Raw genomic sequence first — 18,826 nt, forward strand, 5'->3', positions numbered from 1 at the left:
AGCGAACCGGAGCGCGGCCATGAGCGACGATCAATCGATGGGTTTCGGCAAATTCGTGCCCGGATTCGACTTCCTGCAGAACCTCGCGAAAAGCGCTTCGCACACGCTGCCGCAGATGCCCAATCTGTCGAATTGGGTTGCGCCGACGCTCAACGTCGAAGAGCTCGACAAGCGCATCGGCGAATTGAAGGCGGTCCACTTCTGGCTGGACCAGAACTCCAAGGCGCTGGGCGCGACGATCCAGGCGCTCGAAGTGCAGAAGATGACGCTGGCCACGCTCAAAGGCATGAACTTCAACATGGGCGATGTCGCCAATGCGCTCAAGCTCAAGGCGGCTGATACGGTGATCACCGGCGTGCAGAAAGTCAGTGAAGCAGCGGCGGACTCGGCAACGGCAATCTCCAACGCAGCCGCCAAGCAGAAAACGACGACTGGCAAACGTAGGGCTGCGAGCAAGGCGGCTGCGGCACCCCATGTTGTGGACCCGATGCAATGGTGGGGCGCGCTGACCCAGCAGTTCCAGCAGATCGCGACCACGGCCATGAAAGACGCCGCCACGCAGACAGCCGTGGACACGGCCAGGAACGTGGCCACTGGCGTTGCACGTGGCGCGCTCAAGTCAGCCACAGGCATGGCGAAGGCTGCAAGGGCCGGCGCGCGCAAGGGCCGCGCCGCGAAGAAATGAAGCTGTTCCCCTTCGGCCACGCCACGCATCCGCAATGGCAGATGGCAGCGGGCCTGGTGCTCGCGCAGGTACGGGCGCAAATGGCCCTGCACGGCTATGCCAGCTCGCCGACGCTGGGCATTCTCTACATCACCGATCACTACGCCAATGACGCGCAGGACATCCTGGACCATCTGGGCGCCGAGCTGCCCGAGATCACGGACTGGTCTGGCACGGTAGGTGTGGGCATAGCATCGTCGAACGTAGAGTACTTTGACGAGCCAGCCCTTGCCGTGATGCTCTGCGAGCTGCCCACGGACCAATACCGTGTGTTCTCGGGCGTCGCCCCGCTGGGCCTGGGGTTCGAGCCCCACACGGCGCTGGTCCATGCCGACGCGAGTACGCCGGATGTGGCCGAGCTCATCGCAGAGATGGCGGGTCGTACGGCGACGGGCTACCTCTTCGGCGGTCTTTCGGCCAGTCGCACGCAGGCGGTGCAGTTTGCGGTGGGCGGCAACGGCAACATCCGCGGCCATGGAGCGGCGGGCGGGGTGTTTCGAGGCGGGCTGTCGGGCGTTGCTTTCGGCGAAGGCATCACGCTGGTGTCGCGCGTGACGCAGGGCTGCCAGCCAGTCGCGCCGCAGCGCCTGATCACGGCGGCGCAGGGCAACGTCATCACCGGGCTTGATGGCGAGCCTGCCCTCGATGTTTTACTGCGCGACACGCATATCTCGCTCGATGAGCCCGAGCAGGCCATGAGCGCACTGCGCGCGACGCTCGTCGGGCTGGTGGAGCCGGGTGCCGACGCCGTAGCGCGCACGGGCAACTTCGGCGCGGATGTGGTCGTGCGCCACATCATCGGCCTCGATCCGGGCCGGCGCGGCGTGGCCGTGGCTGACCAGGTCGAGACGGGCATGCGCATGGCCTTTTGCCAGCGCAATTCGGTGGCGGCGCGTGCTGACCTGGTTCGCATTTGCGCCGAGATTCGCGAAGAGCTGGAGCCGCAGGAGATGACGCTGCCGGTGGCTGCCGCCCTCGCTTCGAACGACGCCCAGGCGGCGCCCAGCCCCGAGCGGCGCATTGCCGGGGCGATTTACGTGAGCTGCGCCGGGCGTGGCGGGCCACACTTTGGCGGGCCGAGCGCCGAGCTGCAGATCGTGCGGCGCGCGCTCGGCGATGTGCCGCTGGTCGGCTTTTTTGCCGGCGGCGAAATTGCACGCAACCACCTGTACGGATACACCGGCGTGCTCACCGTTTTCTGCTGACTATGGCGACTCGCAAATCTCACCGCATTCCCACGCTCTGGCAAGGCTTTCGCTGGTCGCTCGGCGCCGACGCTTCAGGCGGCGGCACGACGCCGTATCGCATGGCGTGGCGCGCGCTGAACGCAACGCTGTGGCACAGCAGGGCCATGAAACGCTGGATGACGGTGGTGTACGAGCTGCACTCGCGCAAAGTCATCGAAGACATGCCGGGCGAGTATTTGCGGGCCGTGCGCCCGTATGTGCACCGCGGTGTCGGCTTCAACGAACGCGTCGTGCAGCTGATCGACCATATGGACTGGCTCGAAGGTGCCTTCCAGCGCGCAGCGTTCGAGCAGATTGTGTCGGGCCAGCCGCTGACCCTTGTCGAGCTGACGGCGCCGCGCGGCTACGACTACGTGCGGCTGCAGTTGCAGCAGGCGCCGCTGCCCAGCCCCGAAGGCGACATGCTGCTTTCGCTCAACCTGCAGCGTTCTGCCGACGTGCAGCACAAGGCAGAAAACGTGGAAGCAGCGGTGCTGGCGTTCAGCCGTTTTCGCATCGACGACAAGCCCTGCCTGGTGATCGGCGGTGTGCGCGGCCAGCGCCATCCAACGCAGCGCGTGAGCCTGACGGAGCTGAGCCAGGCACTGCAGGGCTGGAAGCCGTCCGTGTTGCTCGTGCGCGTGGCGCAGGAGCTTGCGCGCTACTGGCAGCTGCACCTCATCGGCCTGGACCCGGCTGCGCACCGGTTGCACGACTGGTCGTATCGCTGGAAGAAGAATCGCCGCGAATCGGGACAGCGGATCTTTGCTGCCTACGACGCGTTGTGGGATCACTTCGACTGCAAGCCCGGGCCGCTGGGCTGGGTCGTGGTGCCGCTCAATTCCGACGAAAAGCTTGCGGCCACTGCGCTGTCGCCCGAGAAGCGCGCGCGGCAAACCAGCCGCGCCGACTACTGGATTCGCACACGCAACGTCATGCGCGCCGAATTCAGGCGGCTGTTGCAAAAGCCTGTGCGCGAGGCGCGCCTGTCGCACCTGACGGAGACGATGGATCGCGAGAGCATGCGGGCGCGGCTGAACTACCCCGACGTGATCAAGGACGAATTCGACTTCGACGACGACAGCCAGGACAGCCAGAACAGCGAAGACATGGTGCCGTCGCGCGTGCTGGCGACGGGGCCGGGCAACCTGGTCTGAGGTGTGCTCGCTACTGTTGCTGCTCAGCGCCGCAAGGCCGCGAACGCGCCGAACTCCCAGCTGCGCATCGCCAGCAGCAGCGTGTAGCCCTCGCGCTCTTTCTCGGGCATGCGCTGGTCGGCATGGTGCTGCTGCGCAAAGTCTTGCGCGACGCGCTGCAGCCGTTCCAGAAATGACGGTGCAAGCCCGCGCGAGATCGAGCCGTGCACCAGCAGCAAGCCTTCGCCCACACCATCGAAGCTGCCCGAGAAGTAGTCGAGCACGGCGTGTTCGCGGAAGAAATCCATCACCGGCCCATGCGCGCGCCAGCGGAAAGTCTTTGCCAGTTTGAGTCGGTAGCGGTTGAGTGGCCGCAATTCGATGATGCCGATGCGATCGAGCTGCGCGAAGTACTTGATGCACTCCGCCTGCGACAGGCGATAGGAAGACGCGACTTGCTCCAGCGTCCACTGGCTCAGCACGCAGATCGCGCATAGCAGCAGCTTCTTGTCGGCGACAACGGCGCGCTCTTGCTCCAGCGTCAGCTCGGTGAGCAGCGGCTGCGCGTCGGCCACGCGCCGCGCGAGTTCACCAAAGTCGAGCTTGAGCGCGCGGCAGATGGCGTCGATGCGCGAGAGCGGCATGTCGCCTTTGGCCAGCATGCGCTTGACGCTCGATTCAGCCATGCCCAATGCAGCGGCGAGGTCGGCGTAAGTCATCTGCGCGAGCTTGAGTTCCTTCTTGAGCGCGGTGACGAGGTCGGCAGTGGTGCTCATGGCAGCGTGGTATCCCCAGGAGATACCAATGGGTCCAAAAGCCGCCAATGTATTCCTCTTTGGTGAGGCTGACATGCTTTGCAAGCAGAATGCAGGCGGAAATTGAAACGCAACCTGAAGGAACCTGCATGTCGGACGCCATCGCACAGGACACACAGTCGAAGGCCGCCGGGCGCGAGCACCCGAACCAGTTCGCACTGCTCGGCCAGCGCCGCTTCGCGCCATTCTTCTGGACGCAGTTCTCTGGGGCCGCCAACGACAACCTGTTCAAGTTCGCTTTCACGGTGATGGTGACTTACCAGCTGCAGGTGAGCTGGCTGCCGCCGGCACTGGCGGGGCTGGTGATCGGCGCGCTGTTCATCCTGCCGTTCCTGCTGTTCTCCGCGACGAGCGGGCAGCTCACGGACAAATACGACAAGACTTTCATGATCCGGCTCGTGAAGAACCTCGAAGTCGCCATCATGCTGGTGGCGGCCTATGGTTTCTGGACGGACAACGTGGTCGTGCTGCTTGCGTGCGTGTTCCTCATGGGGCTGCACTCCACGCTCTTCGGCCCTGTGAAATTCGCCTACTTGCCGCAAGTGCTCAACGAACGCGAACTCACGGGCGGCAACGGCATGGTGGAGATGGGTACGTTCGTCGCGATCTTGCTAGGCAACGTCGCCGGCGGGTTGATCGTCGCGATTCCGGAAGTGGGGCGGCAAGACGTGGCTATCGCGTGCGTGCTGCTCGCCATCGTCGGGCGTGCTGTTGCGCAAATGATTCCGTCAGCGCCGGCCACCGATCCGGGGTTGAAGGTCAACTTCAATCCGGTGAGCGAAACGTGGCGCAACCTCAAGCTCGCGCATGGCAATGTCGTTGTGTTCCGCTCGCTGCTCGGCATCAGCTGGATGTGGTTCTTTGGCGCGGTGTTTCTCAGCCAGTTCCCGAGCTTTGCGAAGGAAGTGCTTCACGGCAATGAGCAGGTGGCTTCGATGCTGCTGGTGGTGTTCTCGATTGGTATCGGTATCGGTTCGCTGCTGTGCGAAATCCTGTCGCGGCGTCACGTTGAGATCGGGCTGGTGCCGCTGGGTGCGATCGGCATGAGCGTGTTTGCAATCGACCTGTATTTCGCATCGCGCGGGCTTGGCGATCCGGGTGCATCGCTCACGCTGTCGCAGTTCATGGGTATCGCGGCGCATTGGCGCGTGCTCGCGGACCTGGCGCTGCTGTCGCTCTTCGCGGGGCTATACAGCGTGCCGATGTACGCGTTGATCCAGCTGCGCAGTGTGCCGACGCACCGCGCCCGCATCATCGCGGCGAACAACATCCTGAATGCGCTGTTCATGATCGCCAGCTCTATCCTGGCCGGTATCGCGCTGAAGATCGGCATGACGATTCCGCAGATCTTTCTTGCCGTCGGTATCGCGAATGCGCTCGTCGCGGCCTACATCTTCTTGCTGGTGCCCGAGTACCTGCTGCGATTCGTGGCGTGGGTGTCGTCGCGCTTTATCTATCGCTTCGATGTGAAGGGCGATGAAAATATTCCGACGCAAGGCGCTGCGATTCTCGTGTGCAACCACGTGAGCTTTGTGGATGCGGTGTTGCTCATGGCCGCAAGCCCACGCCCGATCCGCTTCGTGATGGACCACCGCATCTTCAAGGTGCCGGTGCTGGGCTGGCTGTTCAAGCTCGCGAAAGCGATTCCTATCGCGCCGCGCGCCGAAGACCCTGCCGCTTATGAAGCGGCGTTCGCCGCGGCGGCGCAGGTGCTGCGTGAGGGTGACTTGCTCGCCATCTTCCCCGAAGGCGCAATCACGCGTGACGGTACGTTGCAGGAATTCAAGGGCGGCATCATGAAGATCCTGGAGCAGCAACCGGTGCCCGTGATTCCGATGGCACTGACGAACCTGTGGGGCTCGTACTTCAGCCGCATTGAAAAGGGCGGCGCAATGGTGCGGCCGTTCCGGCGCGGTGCGTTCAGCCGCGTGGGGTTGAATGTCGGCACGCCGGTGCCCGCGGCGCAAGTGCAGCCCGCCTTGCTGCGGGAGCGCGTTGCGCAGTTGATGGCCTGATGCCCGCCGCTACGCCGCTACGTCCTCTGCGCTATCGAGCCACCCCACCAGCGCGAGCCGGGCTTTCAGGTCGGCGAGCAGGGCCGGGTCTATGTCGTGACTCTGTCGCACGCGCGCCCACCACTCGGCGATCGCGCGCTTGAGCTCGTTGTAGCCCTCGGCGGCGTGGCTGGCCAGCATCGCAGCCAGTCCGGCAGCGATGCGCGGGTGCACTCTTGGGTTCAGTATTCGCTGGACGCCTTGCGGCATTAGCGCCCACGGTGCGTAGCGCATGCGCAGTGCGTCCCAGTTCGCCAGCCTCAGGATTTCCGGCGGCATGGGCTCCCCAGCGCGGTCAGTCAGTTGGAGCGATCCCTCGATCGCCGGCCGCTCGAATTCTTGCGGAAGACTCGTCAAGTGGTTGCCAGACAAGCCGAGGTACCGCAGCGAATTCAGCCCACCAATTTCAGCCGGCAGATGTCTCATTTCGGTATAGCTCAAGTCGAGCGCCAGCAAGCCACTGAATCGTTCAATGGCAGAGGGTAGATACAACAGTCGCGTTTGTGCCAAATAGAGAATATTCAGGCCCGTGAGCTCCCAGAATTCATCCGGGAGATGCGTCAGTGGATTGCCATTCAGGCGCAGTTCACGCAAGGCACTCAACCGCCCTATCTGGGCCGGCAACTGCGTCAACTGGTTGTTCGTCAATTGGATGGATCGCAAGTTCACCAGCTCCCCGATTTCGGCGGGCAGTTCTGTGAGTTGGTTGTCATTCAAAACGAGGTCACGCAAGTTCGTCAGCAGCCCGATTTGCGCAGGCAATTGCACGAGGTTCATGCCGTTCAAGTTCAAAGGAGCCGTTTGGTCTGCCGCCACCCCTTGATGGGCTCGATGCCAATTCAGGACGACTCTGGTGAGTTCGCGCCGGGCGCCCGCTTCCTGCGGCGGCGCGGCATCGACCCATTGGTCCAGGCCGCTTTCGAGAGTTGGCGTACGCGCTGCAGCCGCTCCCCCTGGGAACTGGAACGGCGCGGAACGCATATGAACGGGCCGACTGGTCAGGCTCATGGTGACTTTCTTTGACTGTGGATGGACTGCGTGCGGTTTGTCACCGCTACTGTTTGGTAACCACCATCCGGTCGTGCGTTCCATTGACGGGGAAGGCGCGTCACGTCGGAAAGTCTCGCCTTGCGATACCGGCAGGCTCGAAGCCTGACTCGTTGCGCAAAGGTGGCGGCGATTGGGCATGGCCCGCGGCAGACTCTGGCGCATGTTCAACAACGTTAAAGAGTGACACATGCAGGTCTTGGGAAAAATACGTGCCGCTTCTGTCGTGGTCGCGGTTGCCATGGCTTTGTCGCTGCCCGCGCACGCACAGAGCGAAGCATCGGCGCTGTCGGCACTGCCTGTTGCATCTGTCGTTGCCACGGGTGCGAGCGCGGCGAGCGCCGTGGTGGCAGCGCCAGTCATGTTGTCGACGGCCGGCGCGGTGCTGGTGGTCAAGAGCGTGGAGTTGTCGGCGCGCGGCACGGTGTACTTGCTCGAGCGTGCTTCGGATGGCGCGCAGGTCAGTGTCGAAGTCGTGGGCCGTGGCGTGGGCGCCGCGTCAGTTGCTGCCGGCGCATCGGTTGCGACCAGCGTGATTGGTGCAGGCACGGTGCTGTCGGTGGCGGGCACGGCGATCGCCTTCATCCCGAATGCGATCGGGCGCGCGCTTCTGTACAACGAGCGGGTGTCGTCATGAAGCCGTGGTCTCGTTGGTGGATGGTGACGCTGGCTGTCTGCGCTGCAGCGCTGGCGGCGCCGGTCCATGCGGGCCGCTCGTGTGAGACCCACCAGCCGACGGTCTCGTCCATCACGCGGGGTCTTGCACTGGCCCAAAAGACGGCGCAGGCGCTGGATGCCAGCGGAGCCGATGTCGTGCTGCTCGCACGCGCGGGGCAGGACTTGTCGAAGTACGGCTTGCGCTATTCGCATCTCGGCTTTGCCTATCGTGTGCTTGCGCCCGACGGTGGTCATGTTTGGCGTGTGCTGCACAAGCTCAACCAATGCGGCACGGCTGAAGCGAGCATCTATCGCCAGGGGCTCGGCGAATTCTTCCTGGACGATCCGTGGCGCTATGAAGCGGCGTGGGTTGCGCTCGATTCGAATGCGCAAGCGCGCTTGCTGCCGCTGCTGCAGGACAACGATCACAGCACTGCGCTTCACATCAAGCCCTACAACATGGTGAGCTACGCATGGGGGCTGCGCTACCAGCAGTCCAACCAATGGGCGCTGGAGACGCTGGCCGAAGCGATCGAGCCCGGCGCTGTCTCGCGTGAACAGGCGCAGGCCTGGTTGCGGTTGAAGGACTATCGGCCGACAACACTGCAGATTGGCGCGCTCACGCGGCTGGGCGGCCGGCTCACTGCAGCCAACGTTGCCTTTGATGACCATCCACCGGAGCGGCGTTTCAGCGACAAGATCGACACGGTGACGGTTGATTCGATCTTTGCGTGGCTGCAACGCACGGGCCTGGGCGGCGCGCCATACGTGGTGCGCGAGTGAAGGCGAGCAGCTAGTCGCTACACGCCGCGCGCCCGGTCCTGCTTGAACTGCTGCGCGAATTGCGTGAACGTGCCCGCGTCGAGTGCGTCGCGCACTTCCTGCATGAGGTTCAGGTAGTAGTGCAGGTTGTGGATGGTCGCGAGCATGGGCGCGAGCATCTCGCCGCAGCGCTCGAGGTGATGCAGGTACGCGCGTGAGAAGTTCTTGCACGTGTAGCAGGTGCAGGTGGAGTCCAGCGGCTGCTCGTCAGTGCGGTGGCGTGCGTTGCGCAGCTTCAGATCGCCAAAGCGCGTGAAGAGGTGGCCGTTGCGCGCGTTGCGTGTGGGCATCACGCAGTCGAACATGTCCACGCCCTGCCTCACGCCTTCGACAAGGTCTTCAGGAGTGCCCACGCCCATCAGGTAGCGCGGCTTGTTTGCGGGCAGGCGGTGCGGTGTGTGCGCCATGATGCGCAGCATTTCTTCCTTGGGCTCGCCGACGGAAACGCCGCCGACCGCATAGCCGGGGAAGTCCATGTCGACCAACGCATCGAGCGACTCTTCACGCAGGTGCTCGAACATGCCGCCCTGCACGATGCCGAAGAGTGCATTCGGGTTCTCCAGCTTCGCGAACTCAGCCTGGCAACGCTTGGCCCAGCGCACGCTCAGCTCCATTGACACGCGCGCTTCGGCTTCTGTGGTGATGTGACCCTTCGTGTCGTACGGCGTGCATTCGTCGAACTGCATGACGATGTCGCTGTTGAGGATCGTCTGGATCTGCATCGAGATTTCGGGCGTGAGGAACAGCTTGTCGCCATTGACCGGCGATGCAAACTTCACGCCTTCTTCGCTGATCTTGCGCATCTCACCGAGGCTCCACACCTGGAAGCCGCCGGAGTCGGTGAGGATGGGCTTGGTCCAGCATTCAAAGCGGTGCAGCCCGCCAAACTGCTTGACGACATCGAGGCCCGGGCGCATCCACAAATGGAATGTGTTGCCCAGGATGATCTGCGAGCCCATCTCTTCCAGCGAGCGTGGCGTGACGCCCTTGACGGTGCCGTAGGTGCCAACGGGCATGAAGATGGGTGTTTCGACCACGCCGTGATTGAGCGTGAGGCGGCCGCGGCGCGCATGGCCATCGGTCTTGAGCAGTTCGAAGTTCAGCATGGATTTACGCGCCTGTGAGGTCCGTGCGATCGAGCAGCATCGCGTCGCCATAGCTGAAGAAGCGGTAGCGCGCTTCGATGGCGTGGCGGTACAGGCTCATGATGTGATCGTAGCCCGCGAACGCACTGACGAGCATCATCAGTGTGGATCGCGGCAGGTGGAAGTTGGTGATGAGGCGGTCGACCACGCGGAACTGGAAGCCCGGCGTGATGAAGATGCTGGTGTCCCCGCGTGCCTCACCCGTGGCAGCCCACGACTCGAGTGTGCGAACGGTCGTGGTGCCGACGGCGACGATGCGCCCGCCTTGCCCGCGTGTGCGCGCAATGGCCTGTTGGGTGGCGGGCGGAACGTCGTACCACTCGCTGTGCATGTGGTGGTCTGCGATGTTGTCGACCTTGACTGGCTGGAAGGTCCCGGCGCCGACGTGAAGCGTGACGCTGGCGCGTTGCACGTCGCGTGCTTCGAGCGCGGCGAGGACGGCTTCATCGAAGTGCAGTGCGGCCGTGGGCGCTGCAACAGCGCCTGGGTTCTTGGCAAACACGGTCTGGTAGCGGGCTGCGTCGTCGTCTGTGTCGCCGTGCTCGATGTACGGCGGCAACGGAACGTGGCCGTGCTGCTCCATCAGCAGGTAGGGATCGTCGCTGAACGCAAACCGGAAGAGGGGGCCGTCGTCGTTGGGCCAGCGGCCAGTGAGGGTGGCGGTGAAGCCGCCGGTCATTTGCAGTGCGGTGCCCGGCTGCGGCTTCTTGCTCACCTTCATGTGCGCGACGACTTCGTTGCCTTGCAGCACACGCTCGACCAGCAGTTCAAGTTTGCCGCCCGTAGGCTTTTCGCCGAAGAGGCGTGCCTTCACGACTTTGGTGTCGTTGAAGACCAGCAGGTCGCCAGCCTGCAAGAGCGAAGGCAGGTCGCGGAAAGTCCGGTCAACAGGCTGCTGGTGCGCGCCATCGAGCAGGCGGGAGCCGCTGCGTTCAGTGGCCGGATGCTGGGCGATGAGTTCGGGGGGCAAGGCGAAATCGAAATCGCCGACGGTGAAGTTGCGCATGCTGCTTGAGGGCTGTACGGACCCGTTCCAAGTGATTGAAGATGACAGTGCAGAATTGTCCCATGCCTGTGAACGCGACGATGACAGCCCCCCAGAAAGCCCTGCGCAAGCTGGGCCTGGAGCGCGACATCGATCTCGCGCTGCACTTGCCGCTGCGCTATGAGGACGAGACGCGCATCGTGAAGCTGCGCGATTCGCGCGAGGGCGATCTGGTGCAGATCGAGGCGACTGTCACTTCGTGCGACATTGCCTATCGCCCGCGCCGCCAATTGCTGGTGACGGTGGACGACGACAGCGACACATGCGTGCTGCGCTTCTTCACGTTCTATCCGTCGCTGCAGAAGGCGCTCGCTGTTGGCAACAGGGTTCGCCTGCGTGGTGAGCTCAAAGGCGGGTTTTTGGGCTGGACGATGATGCACCCGGCGATCAAGCCGGCGGGCGGTGAATTGGCCACGGCGCTCACGCCCGTTTATCCGACTGTCGCTGCCCTTCCGCAGGCGTACTTGCGCAAAGTGGTGTTGAGCGGGCTGGCGCGCGCGGACTTGTCGGATACCTTTCCGCCGGGCGTCACGCAGCAGCTGCGACCGCAGGTCTGGCCGTTGCAGGACGCGCTCAGGTTTTTGCATCAACCGACACCCGACGTTTCTCTCGGCACACTGGAAGACAAGACCCATCCTGCGTGGCAGCGGTTGAAGGCCGAGGAGCTGCTTGCGCAGCAGCTGTCGCAGCTGGAGAGCAAGCGTGAGAGGGCGGCGTTGCGCTCGCCTGCATTCGCGCTGACGGCTGGCGGCATTCACTCTCAATTGCTCGACGCGCTGCCGTTCAAGCTGACGCTCGCGCAGCAGCGGGTGTGCAAGGAGATCGCGCAGGACATCGCCCGAGAGATGCCTATGCATCGACTGCTGCAAGGCGATGTGGGTTCTGGCAAGACAGTGGTCGCCGCACTGGCAGCGGCGATTGCGATCGACGCGGGCTGGCAGTGCGCATTGATGGCGCCGACCGAAATTCTTGCTGAGCAGCACTTCCGCAAATTGATTGGCTGGCTGGAGCCGCTGTTCGTCGCACGCGGGTTGCGTGTGGCGTGGCTCACCGGCAGCCAGAAGAAGAAAGAGCGCAACGAGATGCTCGCGCTTGTCGCCAGCGGCGAAGCAGCATTGGTCGTCGGCACGCATGCGGTGATCCAGGACCATGTGGTGTTCAAGCGGCTTGGCCTGGCCGTGATCGACGAGCAGCATCGCTTCGGCGTGGCGCAGCGGCTGGCCTTGCGAGCCAAGATGAGTGAGCCCGGCCACGAGCCGCACCTGCTGATGATGTCTGCGACGCCCATACCGCGCACGCTGGCGATGAGCTACTACGCTGACCTGGATGTGTCGACGATCGACGAGTTGCCGCCGGGTCGCACACCGATCGTGACTAAAGTGATTGCGGATAGCCGGCGTGATGAAGTCGTCGAGCGCATCCGCTCGCAAGTCGCGCAGGGCAGGCAGGTCTATTGGGTGTGCCCCTTGATCGAGGAGAGTGAGGCGCTCGACCTGACCAATGCGACCGAAACACACGAAGCTCTCAGTGCGGCTTTGCCGGGTGCGATGGTCGGTTTGCTGCACTCGCGCATGCCGCCCGCAGAGAAGAAGGCGGTAATGTCGCTGTTTGTTGGCGGGCAGATGGCCGTGCTGGTGTCGACCACGGTCATCGAAGTGGGCGTTGATGTGCCGAATGCGTCGCTCATGGTGATCGAGCATGCAGAGCGATTCGGCTTGTCGCAGATGCACCAGTTGCGCGGGCGCGTGGGGCGTGGCAGTGCTGCATCTGCGTGCGTATTGCTCTATTCATTGGGCGAGTACGGCAAGCTCAGCGAGATGGGGCGTGCGCGATTGAAGGCCATGGCCGAGACAACGGATGGTTTTGAGATCGCGCGGCGCGACCTGGAGATTCGCGGGCCGGGGGAGTTCCTGGGGGCACGTCAATCGGGTGCGGCCATGCTGCGATTCGCTGACCTGGCCACTGACGTTGCGTTGCTGGAGTGGGCGCGTGCACTCGCGCCGCAGATGCTCGACCTGCACCCTGAATTGGCACGCCGGCACGCTGCGCGCTGGTTCGGTGGAAAATCGGAATTCCTCAAGGCCTGAAAACGAAACCTGAATGACGCTCACCGAGCTGAAATACATCGTCGCTGTCGCGCGCGAAAAGCACTTTGGCAAGGCGGCCGATGCCTGCTTCGTGTCGCAGCCGACGTTGTCGGTGGCCATCAAGAAGCTCGAAGAAGAGCTGGAGGTCAAGCTGTTCGAGCGCAGCGCCAATGAGGTGAGCGTCACGAACCTCGGCGAGGAAATCGTGCGCCAGGCGCAAAGCGTGCTGGAGCAGGCCGCGAACATCAAGGAGATCGCCAAACGCGGCAAGGACCCGCTGGCCGGGCCGCTGAAGCTCGGTGTGATCTACACCATCGGGCCGTATTTGCTGCCTGACTTGGTGCGCCAGTCGATAGAGCGCACGCCGCAGATGCCGTTGATGCTGCAGGAAAACTTCACTGTGAAGCTGCTTGAGATGCTGCGCATGGGTGACATCGACTGCGCGATCATGGCTGAGCCGTTTCCCGATACGGGGCTGGCCGTCGCTGCGTTGTATGACGAACCCTTCATGGCGGCGGTGCCGAGTACGCATCCGCTGGCAGCAAAGAAGACGATCACTTCGCAGGAGCTCAAGGCCGAGACCATGCTGCTGCTCGGCACCGGTCACTGCTTTCGTGATCATGTCCTGGAGGTGTGCCCGGAATTCGCGCGGTTTTCAAGCGACGCCGAAGGCATTCGCAAGAGCTTCGAAGGCTCGTCGCTGGAGACGATCAAACACATGGTGGCGGCGGGCATGGGTGTGACGCTGGTGCCGCGCTTGTCGGTACCCAAAGAAGCGCTTGGTGCCCGGCAACGGCGCCGCCACGACGACATGTCATTCATCAAGTACATCCCCTTTGACGGCGATCCGCCGACGCGCCGTGTGGTGCTGGCCTGGCGGCGCAGCTTCACACGATATGAAGCGATTGCAGCGTTGCGCAATTCGATTTACGCGTGCGAGTTGCCTGGGGTAAGGCGTCTGTCGTGACTGATTTCCGATCGAGCGAAGAAGTGACGATGGGCGAACGATTCCGGTTGTACCTCGACCTGATTCGCTGGAGCCGACCGGCCGGATGGCTTTTGCTGCTGTGGCCCACGCTGAGTGCGTTGTGGATCGCCGCGCACGGCTTTCCCGGCTGGCATCTGTTGGCGGTGTTCGTGCTGGGCACGATCCTGATGCGCAGTGCCGGGTGCTGCGTGAATGACGTGGCCGATCGTGATTTCGACAAGCACGTCAAGCGCACCGCAGCCCGGCCAGTGACATCGGGGCGCGTCTCTGTAAAAGAGGCGTTGGTGCTCGGCGCATTGCTCGCGCTTTGTGCCTTCGGCCTGGTTCTGACGACCAATGCAGTGGCCGTCACGTGGTCGTTCGCAGCGCTGGCGATCAGCCTGGTGTATCCGTACGCAAAGCGTTTTGTGTCAATGCCACAGGCCGTGCTGGGCGTGGCTTTCAGCTTCGGCATTCCAATGGCCTTTGCTGCCGTTCAGTCACGGGTGCCGCTTCTCGCATGGGTGCTGCTCGTGGGCAACCTGTTCTGGGTGCTGGCCTATGACACGGAATACGCGATGGTCGATCGCGATGATGATTTGCGCATTGGCATGAAGACGTCGGCGATCACGCTGGGTCGTGCGGATGTGGCGGTGGTAATGGGGTGCTACGCGGCATTCCTTGCAATCTGGGCGGTCGCGTTGATGGAGCGCATCCCGTTGATCGCACTTGCGACGGGCCTGCTGGCGGCAGCCGCGCAGGCGGTGTGGCATTTCACCTTGATCCGCAGCCGCTCGCGTGATGGTTGCTTCAAGGCCTTTCGCCTGAATCACTGGGTGGGTTTTGCTGTGTTCGCCGGTATCGTTGCTGGCTACGCCATCCAATAGCTTCAACGGCCGAATTCGTCGCCCAGCTCTGCCGCGCGCCGGTTTGCGGCATGCAGCGCCTTGATGAATAGTGAGTGCAGGTTGTCGCGTTCCATCGATGTGATGGCGGCGTAAGTCGTCCCGCCCTTGGATGTGACGCGCTCGCGCAAGACGGCGGGTTCGTCGCTCGATGCAGTCGCCAGTGCGGCTGCGCCGGTGAAAGTACCGAGCGAAAGGCGATACGCCTGATCGCGTGACAGACCCATTTCGACGCCTGCCCGGGTCATTGCTTCAAGGAAGAAGAAGACGTAGGCGGGGCCTGATCCTGAGAGGGCGGTGACCGCATCAAGCTGCTCTTCGCGATCAACCCACAGCCATTCGCCCGTTGTCGCGACGATCTGCTCGACTAGCGATTTGTCATCGGCTGAGACTGCATCACGGGCGAAGAGAGCCGTCATGCCCTTGCCGATCAGCGCAGGTGTATTGGGCATGGAGCGCACGATGCGCTGGGTGTCCAGCCACTGGGCAATGCTGTCGCTGCGAATGCCGGCGGCAACACTCAAGTGCAACGCATCACTTGCATGGGCGCGAACGGACAAGGCTGCATCGCGGAATGTCTGGGGCTTGACGGCCCAGACGAGCAGAGCGGCATCTGCCAATTCAGGTCCCGCGCTTTCCCTCGCGCTGACGCCGTACTCTGCAGCGAGTTTGTCGCGCGCGTGCGCGAATGGCTCGACGACCTGGATGTTCGCAGGCGGTACACCCTGGCGCAGCAGGCCCCCGATGATGGCGCTGGCCATGTTTCCGCCGCCAATGAATGCGAGGCGAAGCCCCGTAAGCGTTTCGTTCTTGTCGGTCATCGGTCGAGTCTAGCGCGGCGTCTTTCGTGGGTGACAATGCAGTCGCATGAACCGTGAACAACTGATTTCACGGCTGGCGCGACCGGCCGCGTACGACATTGCCATCATCGGTGGAGGTGCCACCGGCTTGGGCGTTGCCCTGGACGCGGCCGCGCGCGGTTTTTCTGTGGTGCTTGTGGAGTCGCACGATTTCGCAAAGGGAACGTCCTCGCGGGCAACCAAGCTGGTTCATGGTGGAGTGCGCTACCTGGCGCAGGGCAATATTGCACTGGTGCGCGAAGCACTTCATGAGCGCACTACGCTACTGAACAACGCACCGCACATCGCTCAACCATTGCCGTTCGTGATGCCCTCCTATCGCTTCTGGGAGACTCCGTTCTACGGCGCGGGCCTGAAGATGTACGACGCCTTGGCTGGATCGGCAGGCTTGGGGGCGACCGAGTTCCTCGATCGCAAGCAGACGCAGACGTGCCTGCCGACGATTCGCGCCGACGGGCTCAAGGGCGGCGTGAAGTACTGGGACGGCCAGTTCAACGATGCCCGTCTGGCACTCGCGTTGGCGCGGACAGCTGCGAGCAAGGGTGCGCTGCTCGTGAACTACTGCCCCGCAATCTCCCTGATTCATGAGCAGGGCAAGGTAGCTGGATTGACCTGCATGGATTCGGAAACCCGCATCCAATATGACTTGCACGCGCGATGTGTGATCAACGCCGCGGGTGTCTGGGTGGACGAGTTCAGGCAAAAGGATGGCGAGGCAATCGGACGGCCGGTCCGGCCTATGGTTGCGCCGAGTCAAGGCGTGCACATCGTGGTCGACCGGGAGTTTTTGCCCGGCGAACATGCGTTGATGGTTCCCAAAACCGAAGACGGGCGCGTGCTCTTTGGGGTGCCGTGGTTGGGTAAAGTCATTCTGGGCACTACGGACACGCCACGCGACGACCTGTCGAGAGAACCCAGGCCGTTCAAGGATGAGCTGGAATTCATCATGTCGGAATCTGCGCGCTACCTGGTGCGCCCGCCAGCGCGTGAACATATCAAGAGCATGTGGGTGGGCCTGCGGCCGCTGGTCAAACCACAAGGCGACGACGGCGAGGACACGAAGGCGTTGAGCAGGGAGCACACGGTGCTGGCCAGCCATAGTGGCCTGGTCACCGTGACGGGGGGCAAGTGGACCACTTATCGCGCCATGGCCGAAGATGTCCTGGAGAAGTGTTTTGAGAAGCGTTTGCTGGAGCGCTCTCCATCGGGAGTGACCGCAAACTTAAAGTTGACGGGCGCCGAGAATTTGCCCGACGAGTTGCCCCCTCTCAGTGCGCCGCCGGGGTTGCATTCCTATGGCGGCGAAGCCGCATTCGTCGGTTCGCTCGAAGGCGCAGAACGAGAGTTGGCGGGCGGCCTGACAGAGGCAATGGTGCGATTCGCAGCCCGCTATGAATATGCTCGCACGGTCGAAGACGTCTTGGCCAGGCGAAGCCGCCTCTTGTTTCTCGATGCAAAGCTTGCCGCGTCGATCTCTGCGGCGACGGGCGACATTCTCCGGCAGGAAGCAGGAATTGATCCACAGGTCGAGGCCTTTGATCAACTAGCTAGCTTGTATCTGACTTTGCCGGGATGACGCAGCAGTATCAATTAGCCATTTGACAGGCGCTTGCCGGCTTGCCATAATCGCGGGCTGCGCTTTTTGGAGCGCATATCTGCCCAATGCGGAATTGTTGTGAGTGGTTCACAGCGAGGACGACGGGCCCAAGACTGATCTGATTCGCATATGCCGGGCTTTTCCGGCGGCGTGGGTTGGATACAAGTTGGGAATATTTGAAATGATCCAGACAGAATCCCGGCTCGAAGTCGCCGATAACACCGGTGCAAAGTCCGTTCTTTGCATCAAGGTGCTCGGTGGTTCCAAGCGTCGCTACGCCAGTGTGGGCGACATCATCAAGGTGAGCATCAAGGAAGCCGCTCCGCGTGGTCGCGTCAAAAAAGGCGAGATCTACAGTGCTGTGGTTGTCCGCACCGCCAAGGGCATCCGGCGCGCTGATGGCTCGCTGGTCAAGTTCGACGGCAACGCCGCCGTGCTTCTCAACAACAAGCTGGAGCCGATCGGCACTCGCATCTTTGGGCCCGTTACGCGTGAATTGCGTACCGAGAAGTTCATGAAGATCGTGTCCCTGGCTCCTGAAGTTCTTTGAAGAGGACGAGTCCATGAACAAGATTCGCAAAGGCGACGAAGTCATCGTGCTCGCGGGCCGTGACAAGGGTAAGCGCGGCAAGGTGGTTCTGCGCAAGGATGATGACCACGTCATCGTCGAAGGCATCAACATCGTCAAGAAGCACACCAAGCCAAACCCGATGAAGGGTGCAACTGGTGGCATCGTTGAGAAGTCAATGCCGATCCACCAGTCCAATGTGGCAATTTTCAATGCCGCAACAGGCAAGGCTGATCGTGTGGGCATCAAGTCCGTAGACGGCAAGTCCGTTCGGGTCTTCAAGTCCAGCGGTGACGAAATCAAGGCGGCATGACCATGGCAAGACTTCAAAAACACTATCGCGAGAAAGTCGCTCCGGAGTTGATGGCCAAGTTTGGCTACACCTCGCCGATGCAGGTTCCGCGCCTGACCAAGATCACCCTGAACATGGGTGTGTCTGAGGCGGTGGCCGACAAGAAGGTGATGGACAACGCTGTTGGTGATCTGACCAAGATCGCGGGTCAAAAGCCTGTTGTGACCAAAGCCAAGAAGGCTATTGCTGGCTTCAAGATTCGCGAAGGCCAGGCAATTGGTGCCATGGTGACGTTGCGCGGCGTGCGGATGTACGAGTTCCTCGATCGTTTCGTCACTGTGGCTCTGCCCCGTGTTCGTGACTTCCGCGGGATTTCTGGCCGTGCGTTTGACGGCCGTGGCAACTACAACATCGGTGTGAAAGAGCAAATCATTTTCCCCGAGATCGAATACGACAAGATCGACGCGCTGCGCGGTCTCAATATCAGCATCACGACGACGGCCAAGAATGACGAGGAGTGCAAGGCTCTTCTGGCTGGCTTCCGTTTTCCCTTCAAGAACTGAGGTTCCCAGTGGCAAAGAAAGCTTTGATCGAGCGCGAGCTCAAGCGAGACAAACTGGTGGCCAAGTACGCGAAGAAACACGCGGAGCTCAAGGCTGCATCTAACGACCAGAAGAAGAGCGAAGCCGAGCGTATGGCTGCCCGCCTGGAACTCCAGAAGTTGCCGCGAAATGCCAATCCGACGCGCCAGCGCAACCGCTGCTCCATTACCGGCCGTCCGCGCGGAACGTTCCGCCAATTCGGTCTGGCCCGCAGCAAGATTCGTGAACTGGCCTTCGCAGGGGATATCCCCGGCGTGACCAAAGCCAGCTGGTAAGG

The 18,826-nt window shown here is 62.5% G+C and carries 19 protein-coding genes; 14 read left to right on the top strand and 5 right to left on the bottom strand.

Features of this window, described 5'->3' with window-relative positions; translation table 11 throughout:
* Positions 1 to 19: 19 nt before the first annotated feature.
* The 3 genes from GHT07_RS15710 to GHT07_RS15720 are packed head-to-tail and all read left to right on the top strand — an operon-like array spanning position 20 to position 3,107.
* Positions 20 to 685, top strand: coding sequence for a PhaM family polyhydroxyalkanoate granule multifunctional regulatory protein (locus GHT07_RS15710; RefSeq protein ID WP_153586060.1), 666 nt, complete (start codon positions 20 to 22; stop codon positions 683 to 685).
* The gene (locus GHT07_RS15715) at positions 682 to 1,929 is read left to right on the top strand and encodes an FIST signal transduction protein (RefSeq protein WP_153586061.1); all 1,248 of its coding nucleotides are present in this window, start codon (positions 682 to 684) and stop codon (positions 1,927 to 1,929) included. The genes GHT07_RS15710 and GHT07_RS15715 overlap by 4 nt, the downstream gene beginning before the upstream one ends.
* Positions 1,930 to 1,931: 2 nt before the next feature.
* The gene (locus GHT07_RS15720) at positions 1,932 to 3,107 is read left to right on the top strand and encodes a DUF535 family protein (protein ID WP_153586062.1); all 1,176 of its coding nucleotides are present in this window, start codon (positions 1,932 to 1,934) and stop codon (positions 3,105 to 3,107) included.
* 23 nt (positions 3,108 to 3,130) lie between these two features.
* Here the strand turns inward: GHT07_RS15720 and GHT07_RS15725 are convergent, their stop codons facing one another.
* A complete protein-coding gene (locus GHT07_RS15725; protein ID WP_153586063.1) occupies positions 3,131 to 3,862 on the bottom strand; it encodes a helix-turn-helix domain-containing protein in 732 nt (243 codons plus the stop codon).
* A 128-nt stretch (positions 3,863 to 3,990) separates the two neighbouring features.
* On the opposite strand from GHT07_RS15725, the gene GHT07_RS15730 reads away from it, so the two are divergent.
* Positions 3,991 to 5,916 (top strand): MFS transporter, encoded by a 1,926-nt coding sequence (locus GHT07_RS15730; protein ID WP_153586064.1) that lies wholly within the window; start codon positions 3,991 to 3,993, stop codon positions 5,914 to 5,916.
* Between the two features lie 9 nt (positions 5,917 to 5,925).
* Here GHT07_RS15730 and GHT07_RS15735 read toward each other — a convergent pair whose 3' ends face one another.
* A complete protein-coding gene (locus tag GHT07_RS15735) occupies positions 5,926 to 6,963 on the bottom strand; it encodes a leucine-rich repeat domain-containing protein (protein WP_194792961.1) in 1,038 nt (345 codons plus the stop codon).
* Positions 6,964 to 7,192: 229 nt separating this feature from the next.
* Here GHT07_RS15735 and GHT07_RS15740 point away from each other — a divergent pair, with 229 nt between their 5' ends.
* The gene (locus tag GHT07_RS15740) at positions 7,193 to 7,639 is read left to right on the top strand and encodes a hypothetical protein (RefSeq protein WP_153586066.1); all 447 of its coding nucleotides are present in this window, start codon (positions 7,193 to 7,195) and stop codon (positions 7,637 to 7,639) included.
* Positions 7,636 to 8,442 carry a DUF2145 domain-containing protein gene (locus GHT07_RS15745; protein WP_407646645.1) on the top strand — a complete coding sequence of 269 codons (807 nt, stop codon included), beginning with the start codon at positions 7,636 to 7,638 and terminating at the stop codon, positions 8,440 to 8,442. The genes GHT07_RS15740 and GHT07_RS15745 overlap by 4 nt, the downstream gene beginning before the upstream one ends.
* 17 nt (positions 8,443 to 8,459) lie before the next feature.
* On the opposite strand, the gene tgt is transcribed toward GHT07_RS15745, so the two are convergent.
* Both tgt and queA read right to left on the bottom strand, forming a co-directional pair.
* Positions 8,460 to 9,587, bottom strand: coding sequence for a tRNA guanosine(34) transglycosylase Tgt (gene tgt, locus GHT07_RS15750; RefSeq protein ID WP_153586067.1), 1,128 nt, complete (start codon positions 9,585 to 9,587; stop codon positions 8,460 to 8,462).
* 4 nt (positions 9,588 to 9,591) lie between these two features.
* Positions 9,592 to 10,632, bottom strand: coding sequence for a tRNA preQ1(34) S-adenosylmethionine ribosyltransferase-isomerase QueA (queA, locus tag GHT07_RS15755; protein WP_153586068.1), 1,041 nt, complete (start codon positions 10,630 to 10,632; stop codon positions 9,592 to 9,594).
* Between the two features lie 62 nt (positions 10,633 to 10,694).
* On the opposite strand from queA, the gene recG reads away from it, so the two are divergent.
* The 3 genes from recG to ubiA are packed head-to-tail and all read left to right on the top strand — an operon-like array spanning position 10,695 to position 14,612.
* Entirely contained in the window at positions 10,695 to 12,758 is a 2,064-nt protein-coding gene (gene recG / locus GHT07_RS15760) for an ATP-dependent DNA helicase RecG (RefSeq protein WP_153586069.1), read from the top strand.
* Between the two features lie 13 nt (positions 12,759 to 12,771).
* Positions 12,772 to 13,725 carry a LysR substrate-binding domain-containing protein gene (locus tag GHT07_RS15765; protein WP_153586070.1) on the top strand — a complete coding sequence of 318 codons (954 nt, stop codon included), beginning with the start codon at positions 12,772 to 12,774 and terminating at the stop codon, positions 13,723 to 13,725.
* Positions 13,726 to 13,754: 29 nt separating this feature from the next.
* Positions 13,755 to 14,612 (top strand): 4-hydroxybenzoate octaprenyltransferase, encoded by an 858-nt coding sequence (gene ubiA / locus GHT07_RS15770; protein ID WP_153586116.1) that lies wholly within the window; start codon positions 13,755 to 13,757, stop codon positions 14,610 to 14,612.
* A gap of 2 nt (positions 14,613 to 14,614) precedes the next feature.
* Here ubiA and proC read toward each other — a convergent pair whose 3' ends face one another.
* On the bottom strand, positions 14,615 to 15,451 hold the full coding sequence (gene proC / locus GHT07_RS15775; RefSeq protein ID WP_153586071.1) for a pyrroline-5-carboxylate reductase: 837 nt from the start codon (positions 15,449 to 15,451) through the stop codon (positions 14,615 to 14,617).
* Between the two features lie 46 nt (positions 15,452 to 15,497).
* Here proC and GHT07_RS15780 point away from each other — a divergent pair, with 46 nt between their 5' ends.
* The 5 genes from GHT07_RS15780 (at position 15,498) to rpsN (ending at position 18,824) form a co-directional block, all read left to right on the top strand.
* On the top strand, positions 15,498 to 17,066 hold the full coding sequence (locus GHT07_RS15780) for a glycerol-3-phosphate dehydrogenase/oxidase (protein ID WP_153586072.1): 1,569 nt from the start codon (positions 15,498 to 15,500) through the stop codon (positions 17,064 to 17,066).
* Positions 17,067 to 17,268: 202 nt separating this feature from the next.
* Positions 17,269 to 17,637, top strand: coding sequence for a 50S ribosomal protein L14 (gene rplN, locus GHT07_RS15785; RefSeq protein WP_153586117.1), 369 nt, complete (start codon positions 17,269 to 17,271; stop codon positions 17,635 to 17,637).
* A 13-nt stretch (positions 17,638 to 17,650) separates the two neighbouring features.
* Positions 17,651 to 17,968, top strand: a complete 318-nt coding sequence (gene rplX, locus GHT07_RS15790) for a 50S ribosomal protein L24 (RefSeq protein WP_153586073.1) — start codon at positions 17,651 to 17,653, stop codon at positions 17,966 to 17,968.
* Between the two features lie 2 nt (positions 17,969 to 17,970).
* Positions 17,971 to 18,510, top strand: coding sequence for a 50S ribosomal protein L5 (rplE, locus tag GHT07_RS15795; RefSeq protein ID WP_153586074.1), 540 nt, complete (start codon positions 17,971 to 17,973; stop codon positions 18,508 to 18,510).
* An 8-nt stretch (positions 18,511 to 18,518) separates the two neighbouring features.
* Positions 18,519 to 18,824: a 30S ribosomal protein S14 gene (gene rpsN, locus GHT07_RS15800; protein WP_323740966.1), complete on the top strand. Its 306-nt coding sequence runs from the start codon at positions 18,519 to 18,521 to the stop codon at positions 18,822 to 18,824.
* Positions 18,825 to 18,826: the final 2 nt, after the last annotated feature.

Source organism: Caenimonas koreensis DSM 17982 (genome assembly GCF_009646335.1).
Lineage (GTDB): Bacteria > Pseudomonadota > Gammaproteobacteria > Burkholderiales > Burkholderiaceae_C > Ramlibacter > Ramlibacter koreensis.

Excerpts from the sequence above, each read along its gene's own strand:
- GHT07_RS15765 (WP_153586070.1), top strand. The coding sequence starts at position 12,772 with ATGACGCTCACCGAGCTGAAATACATCGTCGCTGTCGCGCGCGAAAAG.
- GHT07_RS15735 (WP_194792961.1), bottom strand. The coding sequence starts at position 6,963 with ATGAGCCTGACCAGTCGGCCCGTTCATATGCGTTCCGCGCCGTTCCAG.
- GHT07_RS15745 (WP_407646645.1), top strand. The coding sequence starts at position 7,636 with ATGAAGCCGTGGTCTCGTTGGTGGATGGTGACGCTGGCTGTCTGCGCT.
- ubiA (WP_153586116.1), top strand. The coding sequence starts at position 13,755 with ATGGGCGAACGATTCCGGTTGTACCTCGACCTGATTCGCTGGAGCCGA.
- GHT07_RS15740 (WP_153586066.1), top strand. The coding sequence starts at position 7,193 with ATGCAGGTCTTGGGAAAAATACGTGCCGCTTCTGTCGTGGTCGCGGTT.
- recG (WP_153586069.1), top strand. The coding sequence starts at position 10,695 with ATGCCTGTGAACGCGACGATGACAGCCCCCCAGAAAGCCCTGCGCAAG.
- GHT07_RS15715 (WP_153586061.1), top strand. The coding sequence starts at position 682 with ATGAAGCTGTTCCCCTTCGGCCACGCCACGCATCCGCAATGGCAGATG.
- queA (WP_153586068.1), bottom strand. The coding sequence starts at position 10,632 with ATGCGCAACTTCACCGTCGGCGATTTCGATTTCGCCTTGCCCCCCGAA.
- GHT07_RS15780 (WP_153586072.1), top strand. The coding sequence starts at position 15,498 with ATGAACCGTGAACAACTGATTTCACGGCTGGCGCGACCGGCCGCGTAC.
- GHT07_RS15710 (WP_153586060.1), top strand. The coding sequence starts at position 20 with ATGAGCGACGATCAATCGATGGGTTTCGGCAAATTCGTGCCCGGATTC.
- GHT07_RS15725 (WP_153586063.1), bottom strand. The coding sequence starts at position 3,862 with ATGAGCACCACTGCCGACCTCGTCACCGCGCTCAAGAAGGAACTCAAG.
- tgt (WP_153586067.1), bottom strand. The coding sequence starts at position 9,587 with ATGCTGAACTTCGAACTGCTCAAGACCGATGGCCATGCGCGCCGCGGC.
- proC (WP_153586071.1), bottom strand. The coding sequence starts at position 15,451 with ATGACCGACAAGAACGAAACGCTTACGGGGCTTCGCCTCGCATTCATT.
- GHT07_RS15720 (WP_153586062.1), top strand. The coding sequence starts at position 1,932 with ATGGCGACTCGCAAATCTCACCGCATTCCCACGCTCTGGCAAGGCTTT.
- rplN (WP_153586117.1), top strand. The coding sequence starts at position 17,269 with ATGATCCAGACAGAATCCCGGCTCGAAGTCGCCGATAACACCGGTGCA.
- rplE (WP_153586074.1), top strand. The coding sequence starts at position 17,971 with ATGGCAAGACTTCAAAAACACTATCGCGAGAAAGTCGCTCCGGAGTTG.
- GHT07_RS15730 (WP_153586064.1), top strand. The coding sequence starts at position 3,991 with ATGTCGGACGCCATCGCACAGGACACACAGTCGAAGGCCGCCGGGCGC.
- rplX (WP_153586073.1), top strand. The coding sequence starts at position 17,651 with ATGAACAAGATTCGCAAAGGCGACGAAGTCATCGTGCTCGCGGGCCGT.